This window comes from Streptomyces sp. NPDC053426 (assembly GCF_055585405.1).
Window position 1 is genome coordinate 46,491 of the sequence record NZ_JBVJKE010000019.1, and the last position, 12,729, is coordinate 59,219.

Genomic DNA, 12,729 nt, shown 5'->3' on the forward strand with positions numbered 1-12,729 from the left:
GCGACGGCTGGCAGACTCGCCCGCATGTTGGAGACCTCGGCACGCCTGCTGCGCCTGCTGTCCCTGCTCCAGGCCCACCGCGAGTGGTCCGGCGCCGATCTCGCCGACCGGCTCGGGGTCAGTGCCCGTACCGTGCGCCGGGACGTGGACCGGCTGCGCGGGCTCGGCTACCCCGTCAACGCCAGCCCGGGCACCGGCGGCGGCTACCAGCTGGGCGCGGGCGCCGAACTGCCGCCGCTGCTGCTGGACGACGAGGAGGCCGTGGCCGTCGCCGTCGGGCTGCGCACCGCCGCCGGGCAGGGCGTCGAGGGCATCGGCGAGAGTTCCGTACGGGCCCTCGCCAAGCTGGAACAGGTGCTGCCGGACCGGCTGCGCCGCCGCGTGGGCGCCCTGAACGCCTTCACCGTGCCCATGCTGCGCGGTCCCCGCGCGGATGCGGTCGACCCGGCCGTGCTGACCGAACTGGCCCACCTCTGCCGGGACGCCGAGCGCCTGCGCTTCGAGTACCGGGGCCACGACGGCACGCGGACCCGCCGCACCGTGGAGCCGCACCGCCTGGTGTGCTCCGAGCGCCGCTGGTACCTGGTCGCCTGGGACGTCGACCGCGCGGACTGGCGCACCTTCCGCGCGGACCGCATCACCCCCGCGCCGCCGCACGGACCGCGCTTCGTCCCGCGCGAACCGCCCGCCGAGGACCTGGCCGCCTATGTCTCCCGGGGCGTCTCCACGCGCGCGTACGCCTCGCACGCCGTGGTCCGCCTGCTGGTGCCCGTGGAGGAGGCCGCCGAGCGGATCTCGCCCACCACGGGAACGCTGGAGGCGGAGGGCCCGGACAGCTGTCTGCTGCGGACCGGGGCCGCGAGCCTCGACGGCATGGTGGTGCACGTGATGCTGCTGGGCTTCGAGTTCGAGGTGCTGGAGCCGGACGGGCTGCTCGACGTGATCAGAGCGGCTCAGAGCCGGCTTGCTCGCTCCTTGGCTCGGGCTGCGACGTCACCGCCGCGTACTCCGGATGGTTCAGGTCGAACGCCGGCGACTCCGAACGGATCCGGGGCAGCGTCGTGAAGTTGTGCCGGGGCGGCGGACACGAGGTCGCCCACTCCAGGGAACGCCCGAACCCCCACGGGTCGTCGACCTCGACCTTCTCGCCGTACTTGGCCGTCTTCCAGATGTTGTAGAGGAACGGCAGCGTGGACATGCCGAGCAGGAACGCGCCGATGGTGGAGACGGTGTTCAGCGCGGTGAAGCCGTCCGCCGCCAGGTAGTCGGAGTAGCGGCGCGGCATGCCCTCGGCGCCCAGCCAGTGCTGCACCAGGAACGTGGTGTGGAAGCCGACGAACAGCGTCCAGAACTGGATCTTGCCCAGCCGTTCGTCCAGCATCTTCCCGGTGAACTTGGGCCACCAGAAGTAGAACCCGGCGAAGGTCGCGAAGACGACGGTGCCGAAGACCACGTAGTGGAAGTGCGCGACGACGAAGTACGAGTCCGTCACGTGGAAGTCCAGTGGCGGCGACGCGAGGAGCACCCCGGTCAGCCCGCCGAACAGGAACGACACCAGGAACCCGGTCGCCCACAGCATGGGCGTCTCGAAGGACAGCGAGCCCTTGATCATGGTGCCGGTCCAGTTGAAGAACTTCACGCCCGTCGGCACCGCGATCAGGAAGCTCATGAAGGAGAAGAACGGCAGCAGCACGGCGCCGGTCGCGAACATGTGGTGCGCCCACACCACCACCGACAGACCCGTGATGGCCATGGTGGCGCCCACCAGCGTCAGATAGCCGAACAGCGGCTTGCGGCTGAAGACCGGGATGATCTCCGTGACGATCCCGAAGAACGGCAGCGCGATGATGTAGACCTCGGGATGGCCGAAGAACCAGAACAGGTGCTGCCACAGCAGCGCCCCGCCGCTCGCGGCCTCGAAGACCTGCGAGCCGAACCTCCGGTCCGCCTCCAGCACCAGCAGCGCCGCCGCGAGCACCGGGAACGCCAGCAGGATCAGGATCGACGTGAACAGCGTGTTCCAGGTGAACAGCGGCATCCGGAACATCGTCATCCCGGGGGCGCGCATCCCGACGATGGTGGTGATGAAGTTGACCGCGCCGAGGATGGTGCCGAAGCCGGACAGCGCGAGCCCCATGATCCACAGGTCCGGGCCGAGGCCGGGGGAGTACTCCATGCTGTTCAGCGGCGCGTAGGCGAACCAGCCGTAGGCGGCCGGGCCCCCGGTGACCACCAGCGAACCGAGCACGATCAGCCCGCCGAAGAGGAACAGCCAGTACGAGAACATGTTCAGCCGGGGGAAGGCCACGTCGGGCGCCCCGATCTGCAGCGGCATCAGCTCGTTGGCGAACCCCGCGAAGCTGGGCGTCGCGAACAGCAGCAGCATGATCGTGCCGTGCATGGTGAACATCTGGTTGAACTGCTGGTTGTCGATGAGCTGCAGTCCGGGCCGGGCCAGTTCGGCGCGCATCAGCAGCGCCATCACGCCGGCGATCAGGAAGAACACGAACGACGTGATCAGGTAGAGGTGGCCGATCTTCTTGTGGTCGGTGGTGGTCAGCCAGTCGATCACCAGCTGCCCGCGCCGCTGCCGGCGCGCCGGTCGCGCCGCCGCCTGGACGGTCTGCGTCCCCATCGCTCGCCCCTTCGCTTCTCGCGCGCCGGGCCCCGCCGGGAGCCCGCGCCACAGGTACCTCCGGGCCCACGCCATGATGCTCGCCCCTGCCGGTCTCCGACAGAGGACGTGGCGGATCGTGTGACGGAAACGCGCATTTTCTGTGCGCACCGGTTTGCGTGATCATGCGCGGCGACGGAAAAGGAATGGGGCCCGGGAGTACTTCCCCCGGCACTTTCCGCCGGAGTTAATCGCGCCCGTGGTGTGACACGCGGGAATTACGTTCGAATGCCTGCGGAAGGCGTACCGAGCCGTCCGTCCGGGTGACGGTCACCGTCACGAACGTCTGTCGTGATCCTGTGACAGAAGTGTGACCGCGGAGGGATCCGTCCGGGTGTTCCCGCTTCCGGCTTCCCCGCTCCCGGGCCAGGGCATAGCGTGGCCGCATGGCACCCATTCCGACACCCTCCGCGGAACCCCACGACAGTCCTGACGCCTATGTCGGCCTCGCGGCGGACCGGGCCGAGCGCCTCGCGCGGGAGCGCGGCTGGTCGACCGTGCGGGCGCTGGCCCCGGGGACGATCATCACCATGGAGTACCGCGTGGGCCGGCTGAACTTCGAGGTGAAGGAGGGCCGGGTGGCGCGGGCCTGGAAGGGCTGACACACGGCGACGGCCCCGGTTCCGGTGAGGGAACCGGGGCCGTCGCCGTGGCGTGCGCGCCCCTCAGGGGCGAGTGGCCGACGTCGTACCGCGCGGGTGGCGCTCCGCGTGCTGCGGGCGGCGACTGCCACCCGGGGTGACCGGGGAGCGCTCCGCGCGGGTCGTGTGCGGTCCGGGGGCCAGATAGGCGGGCGACCGGGGGGCCGGGCGGCCCGTGGGAACCGGCTCGGGAGCCGTGGCCGCGCGGTCGGGGAGCGACTTGACCACGACGGGCCGCCCGAGCGGGCCGGCCTCCGCCGTGCCCTCCCGAGGTGTTTGCCAGCGGGCGCGCAGGGCGAAGATCCGCGCCTCCGCGCGGGCGATCACCGGCTCGAACCAGGGCAGCGCCAGCAGGATCAGCAGGCCCGCGACCCAGCCCAGGAGCACGTCGCTCAGCCAGTGGGTCCCGATGTAGACGGTGGACAGCCCCACACCGAGCGAGGTCACGGCCGACAGCGCGGACAGCCAGCGGCGCGCTCTCGGGGTGGAGGCCAGATAGGCCAGGATTCCCCAGGTCACCACGGCGTTGGCGGTGTGGCCGCTGGGAAATATATCGCCGCCGAGCCACATCTCGTTCGAGCCGATCTCGGTCGCGTAGTGCGGTCCGAGGCGCCCCATGCCGTACTTCGCGGCACCGACGGTGACGTTGAGCAGCAGCAGGGAGACGCCGAGGGCGAGCAGCGGACGCAGGGTGTGCTGCCGCCAGGAGCGCCAGCCCAGCCAGGCCGCCACCATCACCGCCGTCGGGCCGCGCTGGCCGAGGACCACGTAGTAGTCGACGAAGGCGTGGATCTCGGGCCACTGCTGGTAGGGGCGGAAGAACATCACCTGCCAGTCCAGCCGGACCAGCCAGGAGGTGATCAGTACGGCCCACACGATCGCCAGGTAGAAGGCCAGGGCGGCGCCGAACAACACCATCCGGTGCCGGCTCATTCGCGGCATGCCGACGTGAGCCGGTCGTTCCGGCTCACGATCCAGCCTCGCGAACACCCGGTCCAGGCGGGTGGGCTTCCGTTCGGTACGCACCCAATCGACGTTACAGCGAGTGAGCGCGGAACCCCGTCGAATCAGCCTCTTTGTGATGACGATGTGATGTGGCATTCCTCTCAGGAGGGCCTTTATCTCCGGCGAATCCACAAACCCCGGATGCTGCGGACTTCAATTCCTTTGATCATTCCGGGGGAGGGTTTTATCGCGCTTTTGAATTCGTTCACCGGGGGCTGGTGCGGAATTTCCTCGGCGCTCATCGGCCGTTCCGGGCGGGGCAGGGCGGGGCAGGGCGGGTCAGGGCGGACCGGAGCCGTTCAGCCAGAAGGCGCCGTACACCGCCGAGGCCGTCGCGACCGCCCCCACGACCAGCGCGGACCTGGGCGTACGCAGCCGGGCCAGGGCCAGGGCGAGGGGCAGCAGCAGGGGGAAGGCGGGCAGCAGCAGCCGCGGTTTCGAGCCGAAGTAGCTCGACGCGCACAGGGCGAGCGCGGTGACGATCCCGGCGTACACCAGCAGGGGGAGCGGCTGGCGCCGCCGTACGCAGACGACGTACAGCCACACCACGAGGCCGACGCCGACCACCAGTGCGAGGCCCGCCAGGGCGGACGGGAACGACGTGAACTTGTCGGCGACGAAGCGGGCGAAGGCGTAGCCCCCGTCGAAGCCGTTCCGCCAGCCGGCCTGCACGTCGAGGTACCCCAGCGGCCCGTCGCCGGTCCGGTGCCCCACCCACAGGACGTAACCGGCGGCTCCGAGGGGCGCGAGGAGCATGCCGAGCGCCCGGCGCAGGCGCACGCCGGAGGTGTCCGTCGTACGCGGGGCGCCCTCCGGTGTCCGTGTGCGCCGGGTGATCACGGGAGCGCCGGCGCGTTCCCCGGCCCGCGCGCCGCCCTCCGGCACCGCGCTGCGATCCCGCGCGAAAGAAGTCCGGTACCGCGCGGGGGAGGAGCGGTCCCGCGCGGAGGTCCGTTCCCGCAGGAACGAGGTGATGCCCGCCGCCCACACCGCCGCGACCACCGCCAGTCCCACCGGGCGGGTCAGTCCCGCCAGGCCCGCCAGGACGCCCGCCGTCACCCAGCGCCCCGTCAGCACGGCGTACAGCGACCACGCGGCGAGCGCGGTGAACAGGGACTCGCTGTACGCCATCGACTGCACGATCCCGACCGGCAGCACCGCCCACAGCAGCACCGCGCACACCCCGGCCCGGCGCCCGTACAGATGGTCGGCCACCGCGAAGATCCCCCAGGCCGCCGCGAGCGAGGCGAGCACGCTCACCACGAAGCCCCCGTCGGCGTACGACAGCGGCGACACCGCCGCCACCAGCCGCTCCAGCCACGGGAGCAGCGGGAAGAACGCCAGGTTGGAGTGCACGTCACCGTTGGGCAGCCGCACCTCGTAGCCGTACCCCAGCTCGGCCACCCTCGTGTACCAGAGCGAGTCCCAGCGGGCGGTCAGCAGGGTGTACGCGTCCTTGCCGCGCGCCCCGCTCCACAGGGCCAGCGCGACCAGGCCCAGGGCGCGCACGGCGGCGTACCCGAGGAGCGCCGGAGCGGCCCGGCGCAGTGCGCCGGAGCGGGCCGGGACGGCGGGCGCGTCGAGATCGTTCACGCGCCCGATTATCGACCCGGAGCGGAACCGGCCCGCCCGGCGGGGCGTGTGACCCCGACGGGGGAAGTGGTGTACGCCACACCGATCCGCCGGAGCTGTGAGACGCCCGCCACTCGACCCCGGCTCCCACTCGCGTACTCTGACGTGTCACTCGCCGTTCGCTGCGCGGGCCGGAGACCACCGCTCCTCTCCGGCCGAGTCACGGGGGAGTCCCCGACCCCGTGAGCCCGCCGATCGCGAGGGAACATCTGGGAGGTACGTACATGTCCGGGACGACCACGGCCGCCGCCGCGCTGCGCCGTCGGGCGGCCGGGGCCGGTGCCAACCGCTGGGTGGTGCTCGTCGTCCTCTGCGTCAGCCTGCTGCTGGTCGCCGTCGACGCCACCGTGCTGCACGTCGCGGTCCCCGCCGTCACCGAGGACCTGCGGCCCGGCGCGATGGAGCTGCTCTGGATCGTCGACGCCTACCCCTTGGTCTGCGCCTCGCTGCTGATCCTCTTCGGCACCCTCGGCGACCGGATCGGCCGCAGACGCGTCCTGCTGCTCGGCTACGCCCTGTTCGGCGTCGCCTCCGGCATGGCGGCCCTCGCGGACAACGCCCCGGTGCTGATCGTGGCGCGGGCGCTGCTCGGCGTCGGCGGCGCGATGATCATGCCGGCGACGCTGTCGATCCTGCGCCAGGTCTTCCCGGACCGGCGCGAGCGGGCGCTGGCCATCGGCATCTGGAGCGCGGTCGCCGCCGTGGGCGCGGCGGTCGGCCCCCTGCTCGGCGGCTTCCTGCTGGAGCACTTCTGGTGGGGCTCGGTGTTCCTGGTCAACATCCCGCTGATGCTGGTCAGCCTCCCGGTCGGGCGGCTCCTGCTGCCCGAGTCGAAGGGCGCGGACGACGGCCCCTGGGACGTGGCCGGCGCGCTGATGGCCGCCGCCGGACTGTTCGCGGTGGTCCTCGGCGTGAAGCGGCTCGGCGGCGGGGCCTCCGCCGCCGGCGTGTGGACCGTGCTGCCGCTGCTCGTGGGCGCCGGACTGCTGACCGCCTTCGTGCGCCGGCAGCGGCGCCGTACGCATCCGCTGGTCGACCTGCGGATGTTCGCCCGGCCGGCGTTCAGTACGTCGGTGGGCTGCATCGTGCTGGCGATGCTGGCCCTGGTGGGCCTGGAACTGATCGCGGCCCAGTACCTCCAGCTCGTGCTCGGGCTCTCCCCGCTGGAGACCGGGCTGCGCCTGCTGCCGCTGACGATCGCGGCGATGGCGGCGGGCCTGGCGGGCGCGCGGATGCTGCGCCGGTTCGGCCCGCGCCGCATGGTCTGCTCCGGTTTCTGCCTGACGGCCGCCGCGGTGGTGGTCCTGACCGCGATGGGCGGACAGGACGACTGGCCGCTGCTGCTGACCGGTTTCGTCCTGCTCGGCTTCGGCCTGGAGACCACGCTGTTCGGGGCGTACGAGTCGATGCTGAGCGAGGCGCCGCCGGACCGGGCCGGCGGGGCGGCGGCGATCGGCGAGACCTCCTACCAGCTCGGCGCCGGCATGGGGATCGCGCTCCTCGGCAGCGTGATGAACGCGGCGTACGCGCCCGGCCTTGCCGGGGTGCCCGGGGTGCCGGGGGCGGCGTCCTCGGCGGCGTCGCACTCGCTGGGGGAGGCGTACGAGGTGGCCGACGGGCTCGGCGGGCCGGCGGGGAGTGCGCTGCGGGAGGCGGCGCGGCACGCGTTCGTGCACGGGCTGCATGTGACGTTGCTGGTCAGCGCGGGGCTGTTGTTGCTCGGGGCGTTGATGGCGTTGCGGCTGCCGCGGACGATGCAGTGTGAGGGGGTGGCGGTGGAGGTGCCCGCGCCGCGGGAAGCGGTGGAGTCACGCGTCTCGGTGTGACCGTCTTGGTCGCCCACCCGCGCACCACCCGTTCACCGCGGATCGAGAGGTGGACGTCGCCCGTGGGGGCCGTCGGCCGCCATCGGCGTCCGCGCGCGGCCCTGCGCGGTCCTTCGTCGTCCGGCGTCCGCGCGCGGTCCTTCGTCGTCACGGCCGCCCGTGCGCCCCGCCCACCGCGAGCCGCCGACGGCGGCGCGCCCCCCGGGAGAGGCGCACCTCTCGACGAGCGGGGAACGAGCGCCGCGCGGCTGGGAGAGCGGGGTGGACGTGCGGGAGACTGCCGCGTAACGTCGGCCCAGAGCCGTAACTAGCACTGCTAGTTTTGTCGTTCCCGGAGGGTGCCCCCATGTCCGCGTCCGCGAAGTTGCCCCCCTTCGACCCCGCCGACCCCCTCGGCCTCGACGACCTGCTGGAGCCGGAGGACCTGGCCGTCCGGGACACCGTGCGCGCCTGGGCCGCCGACCGGGTGCTCCCGTACGTCGCCGACTGGTACGAGAAGGGCGAACTGCCCGGCATCCGGGAACTGGCCCGGGAACTCGGCGGGATCGGCGCGCTCGGCATGTCCCTCGACGGCTACGGCTGCGCGGGCGCGAGCGCCGTCCAGTACGGGCTCGCCTGTCTGGAGCTGGAGGCGGCCGACTCCGGGATCCGCTCCCTGGTCTCCGTACAGGGCTCGCTCGCCATGTACGCCATCCACCGCTTCGGCAGTGAGGAGCAGAAGCAGCGGTGGCTGCCCGGGATGGCGTCCGGCGAGGTCATCGGCTGCTTCGGGCTCACCGAACCCGACCACGGCTCCGATCCCGCCTCGATGCGCACCCACGCCAAGCGCGACGGCGGGGACTGGGTGCTGGACGGACGCAAGATGTGGATCACCAACGGCTCCGTGGCCGGGGTCGCCGTGGTGTGGGCGGGGACCGAGGACGGGATCCGCGGCTTCGTCGTGCCCACCGACACCCCCGGCTTCTCGGCGCCCGAGATCAAGCACAAGTGGTCACTGCGCGCCTCCGTCACCAGCGAGCTGGTCCTCGACGACGTACGACTGCCCGCCGACGCCGTGCTGCCCGAGGTGACCGGCCTCAAGGGTCCGCTCAGTTGTCTCTCGCACGCCCGGTACGGGATCGTCTGGGGCGCGATGGGCGCCGCGCGGAGCTCCTTCGAGGCGGCGGTCGACTACGCGAAGTCGCGGGAGCAGTTCGGGCGGCCCATCGGCGGGTTCCAGCTCACCCAGGCCAAACTCGCCGACATGGCGGTCGAACTGCACAAGGGGATCCTGCTCGCCCACCATCTGGGGCGGCGCATGGACGCCGGCCGCCTGCGTCCCGAGCAGGTCAGCTTCGGCAAGCTCAACAACGTCCGCGAGGCCATCGACATCTGCCGCACGGCGCGGACGATCCTCGGTGCCAACGGGATCTCGCTCGAGTACCCGGTGATGCGGCACGCGACCAACCTGGAATCGGTGCTCACCTACGAGGGCACCGTGGAGATGCACCAGCTCGTGCTGGGCAAGGCGCTCACCGGGCTCGACGCCTTCCGGTGAGCCTTTCGAGGGGGGGCAGGGCCGGCGAGCGGCCCTGCCTCAGCTCTGGTTGAAGAAGCCGTCCGACCGGTGCGCGGCCGGCTCGCCGCTGACGACCTCGGTGTCGGCCGGGCTGAGCAGGAACACCCGGTTCGACACCCGCTCGATGGAACCGCGCAGACCGAAGATCAGGCCCGCGGCGAAGTCGACGACGCGCTTGGCGTCACCGGCGTCCATGGCCGTGAGGTTCATGATGACGGGCACGCCCTCGCGGAACAGCTCGCCGATGGCGCGGGCGTCCCGGAAGCTGTCCGGGGTGACCGTGCCGATCCGGCGCCCCCTCTCCTCGGCGACGTCCGCGGCCACCTTGACCCGCGGATCGGTGACCCAGGCCTCGCCGGACTCGGCCCCGTCGGAGTAGTCGTCGTCGTAGTAACGCTCGTCTTCGTTGTCGTCGACGAGGCCGAGCCAGGCACTCGCCTTGCGTACCGATCCCATGGACGCCTCCTCTCACAGCGGTCTTGTCTGCTTTCCGCATCCCTATGGTCGTCCATGATGCGGACGTCGCGCCAAGTGGATAGACGCCGCGCGGGGGGTTTGTGACGGTACTGGTGCACAGCTCATCCGTCGAGAGTCCGGGTTTCCCAAGGGTCCTGGTGTAAACGGCTGCTGACTGTGAGTGAAATATGATTCTTCCCGGCGTACGGGTGAGGAAGGGTGCGTACGGGTGAACACCGGGGCCGATACGATGCCGCCGCTGAACGTCGTACAACTGCACGGGGGAACGTCGTGTTCGGAATGGTCAGGCCGTGTCGGCACCGGCTCGGGGAGAAGCTCACCGCCCAGTGGATGGCCCATCTGTGCGGGCTGTGCCTCGCGTTGCGCGGGGACCACGGGCAGCTCGCGCGGATCGTCACCAACTATGACGGGCTCCTCATATCCGTCCTGACGGAGGCTCAGTCGGAACGCCCGGACGCGGGACGGCGCACCGCGGGACCGTGTCCGCTGCGCGGCATGCGCACCGCGTCCGTCGCGCACGGCGAGGGCGCGCGGCTCGCGGCGGCCGTCTCCCTCGTCCTCGCCTCCGCCAAGGTGCGCGACCATGTCGCCGACGGCGACGGAATGCTGGCGCGCAGGCCGGTCGCGCTCGCCGCGCGGCGGGTCGCCGCGAGCTGGGACCGGGCGGGAGCGCGGACCGGTTCGGACGTCGGGTTCGACACCGCCGTCCTCGTCGACGCCGTGGACCGGCAGACCGGCATCGAGACCCTCGCCGGGCCCGGCACCCCGATCCTCACCGTCACCGAGCCGACCGAGACCGCGACGGCCGCGGCCTTCGCGCACACCGCGGTGCTGGCCGGCCGGCCGCGCAACGCCGTACCGCTCGCGGAGGCCGGACGCCTCTTCGGGCGTCTCGCGCATCTCCTGGACGCCGTGGAGGACCGGGAGGCCGACGCCGCCTCGGGCGCCTGGAACCCGCTCACCGCCACCGGGACCCCGCTGGAGGAGGCCCGCCGGCTCGCCGACGACGCGGTGCACGGCATCCGGCTCGCGCTGCGCGAGGTGGAGTTCGAGGACGGCGGTCTCGCGCACCGGCTGCTCGTCCATGAATTGCCCAACTCCGTCCATCGCGCCTTCGGTACGGTCTCCTGTGCCCACGGAACCGGCCCCTACGCGCCTCCCGGCACCCCCGGTGGCCCGCTGCCCCCCGAGCCGCCGCGCCGCGACCGGCGCGGACTGCTGGCCGGCTGCGCCGTGTGGCTGGGGCTCGCCTGCACCTGCCAGTTGTGCTGCGGCACCTACGACGACCCCTGGAGCCGGGAGCAGAAGCAGGGGCCCTGCGCCAACTGCGACTGCGGCGGGTGCGGCGACTGCTGCAACTGCTGTGAGTGCTGCAACTGCTGCGGTGAGGACGGGTGCTGCGACGGCTGCGACTGCGGCTGCGACTGCTGACGGACCGGCTATCCGGAGGGGCGAATTCCGGACACCGTGCGGCTGTTCGACCGGCCGTGACGCCTGCGCGATGCGGGTGTGACCACGGGTAACGCGATCCCGCGCGAGGATCAAATCTCATAGAAGGTTCAAAGGTTCACGGCCAAAAGGCACCCTTGCGCCGAACGGTCGGTCGGCCGAATACTCGCTTCTCACAGCGCTTGTCAGGGGCACGGCGTGTTCGGAATCCGGGCACCAGGCTCCCTGGCTGCGCCTCACGGGCCCATAAACCCCACGAGGGCCCCCTACTTCCTTTTGTGGAGGAACGAGAAGTGAGGATCAAGCGCACCACCCCCCGCAGCGGCATCTCGAGACGGACTCGGCTGATCGCCGTAGCCACCGGCTTCGTGGCCGCCGCCGCGATCGTGGTCCCCAGCGCGAACGCGGCCGAGACCCCCACCACCTTCAGCTCCGCCGAACTCAAGAGCGTGAGCGGCTCGGTGCTGGAGGCCGACGTCCCGGGCACCGCCTGGGCCGTCGACAGCAAGACCAACCGGGTGCTGCTCACCGTCGACAGCACCGTCTCCCAGGCCGAGATCGACAAGATCAAGCGGCAGGCCGGGGACGACGCCGCCGCGATCACCGTCAAGCGCACCCCGGGCAAGATCAGCAAGCTCATACAGGGCGGCGACGCCATCTACGCGAGCAGCTGGCGCTGCTCCCTCGGCTTCAACGTCCGCAGCAGCAGCGGTGCCGAGTACTTCCTGACCGCCGGTCACTGCACCGACGGCGCGGGCACCTGGTACTCCAACTCCGCGCGCACCTCGGCCATCGGCTCGACGGCCGGGTCCAGCTTCCCGGGCAACGACTACGGCATCGTCCGGTACACCGGGTCCGTCAGCCGGCCCGGCACCGCGAACGGCGTGGACATCACCCGCGCGGCCACCCCGAGCGTGGGCACCACCGTCATCCGCGACGGCTCCACCACCGGCACCCACAGCGGCCGGGTCACCGCCCTGAACGCCACCGTCAACTACGGCGGCGGCGACGTCGTCGGCGGGCTGATCCAGACCACGGTCTGCGCCGAGCCCGGCGACTCCGGTGGCGCGCTCTACGGCAGCAACGGCACCGCGTACGGTCTCACCTCCGGCGGCAGCGGCAACTGCTCCTCCGGCGGTACGACCTTCTTCCAGCCGGTGACGGAGGCCCTGAGCGCCTACGGCGTCAGCGTCTACTAGGAGCGGCCCGCCGGGACCGGCCGGCACCACCGGTCCCACGGATCCCCCCTCGCAGCCGGCAGCACCACGAGCCCCCGCACGGCGATCGCCGTGCGGGGGCTCACCCTTGCCACGGGCACGAGGGGTCGAATTCAAGCCAAGGCGGAATCCCGCGTACCGTACCGCCGGTTACTCCCTCGTAGCGTTTGCAGTGCGAACCGCCCTGCGTGTCCATGACCTGTCAGGACATAGGGGGCGCACGGCCGTTGTCGTACGCGCGTCCTGAAGT

9 protein-coding genes and 1 pseudogene are annotated in these 12,729 nt (G+C 71.7%); 6 read left to right on the forward strand and 4 right to left on the reverse strand.

Going from position 1 to position 12,729, the window contains the following annotated elements; genetic code table 11:
- The first annotated feature begins 24 nt into the window (after positions 1 to 24).
- The gene (locus ACZ62B_RS31580) at positions 25 to 1,065 is read left to right on the forward strand and encodes a helix-turn-helix transcriptional regulator (protein ID WP_344561563.1); all 1,041 of its coding nucleotides are present in this window, start codon (positions 25 to 27) and stop codon (positions 1,063 to 1,065) included.
- On the opposite strand, the pseudogene ctaD reads toward ACZ62B_RS31580, so the two are convergent.
- A pseudogene (gene ctaD, locus ACZ62B_RS31585) lies at positions 950 to 2,635 on the reverse strand (aa3-type cytochrome oxidase subunit I); the annotation flags it as partial. The gene ACZ62B_RS31580 and the pseudogene ctaD sit on opposite strands and share 116 nt — an antisense overlap.
- A gap of 425 nt (positions 2,636 to 3,060) precedes the next feature.
- On the opposite strand from ctaD, the gene ACZ62B_RS31590 reads away from it, so the two are divergent.
- On the forward strand, positions 3,061 to 3,276 hold the full coding sequence (locus tag ACZ62B_RS31590) for an I78 family peptidase inhibitor (protein WP_344561561.1): 216 nt from the start codon (positions 3,061 to 3,063) through the stop codon (positions 3,274 to 3,276).
- A 63-nt stretch (positions 3,277 to 3,339) separates the two neighbouring features.
- On the opposite strand, the gene ACZ62B_RS31595 is transcribed toward ACZ62B_RS31590, so the two are convergent.
- Both ACZ62B_RS31595 and ACZ62B_RS31600 read right to left on the reverse strand, forming a co-directional pair.
- Positions 3,340 to 4,341: a phosphatase PAP2 family protein gene (locus ACZ62B_RS31595; RefSeq protein ID WP_344561559.1), complete on the reverse strand. Its 1,002-nt coding sequence runs from the start codon at positions 4,339 to 4,341 to the stop codon at positions 3,340 to 3,342.
- A gap of 258 nt (positions 4,342 to 4,599) precedes the next feature.
- The gene (locus tag ACZ62B_RS31600) at positions 4,600 to 5,913 is read right to left on the reverse strand and encodes a glycosyltransferase family 39 protein (RefSeq protein WP_344561557.1); all 1,314 of its coding nucleotides are present in this window, start codon (positions 5,911 to 5,913) and stop codon (positions 4,600 to 4,602) included.
- Positions 5,914 to 6,176: 263 nt separating this feature from the next.
- Here ACZ62B_RS31600 and ACZ62B_RS31605 point away from each other — a divergent pair, with 263 nt between their 5' ends.
- A complete protein-coding gene (locus ACZ62B_RS31605) occupies positions 6,177 to 7,778 on the forward strand; it encodes an MFS transporter (protein ID WP_344561555.1) in 1,602 nt (533 codons plus the stop codon).
- A 346-nt stretch (positions 7,779 to 8,124) separates the two neighbouring features.
- On the forward strand, positions 8,125 to 9,315 hold the full coding sequence (locus tag ACZ62B_RS31610) for an acyl-CoA dehydrogenase family protein (RefSeq protein WP_344561553.1): 1,191 nt from the start codon (positions 8,125 to 8,127) through the stop codon (positions 9,313 to 9,315).
- 39 nt (positions 9,316 to 9,354) lie between these two features.
- Here ACZ62B_RS31610 and ACZ62B_RS31615 read toward each other — a convergent pair whose 3' ends face one another.
- Complete coding sequence (locus ACZ62B_RS31615; protein WP_344561551.1) at positions 9,355 to 9,792, reverse strand: cell division protein SepF; 438 nt, start codon at positions 9,790 to 9,792, stop codon at positions 9,355 to 9,357.
- Positions 9,793 to 10,092: 300 nt separating this feature from the next.
- Here ACZ62B_RS31615 and ACZ62B_RS31620 point away from each other — a divergent pair, with 300 nt between their 5' ends.
- Positions 10,093 to 11,244, forward strand: coding sequence for a DUF5685 family protein (locus tag ACZ62B_RS31620; RefSeq protein ID WP_344561549.1), 1,152 nt, complete (start codon positions 10,093 to 10,095; stop codon positions 11,242 to 11,244).
- A 311-nt stretch (positions 11,245 to 11,555) separates the two neighbouring features.
- Entirely contained in the window at positions 11,556 to 12,461 is a 906-nt protein-coding gene (locus ACZ62B_RS31625) for a S1 family peptidase (protein ID WP_344561547.1), read from the forward strand.
- Positions 12,462 to 12,729 lie beyond the last annotated feature (268 nt).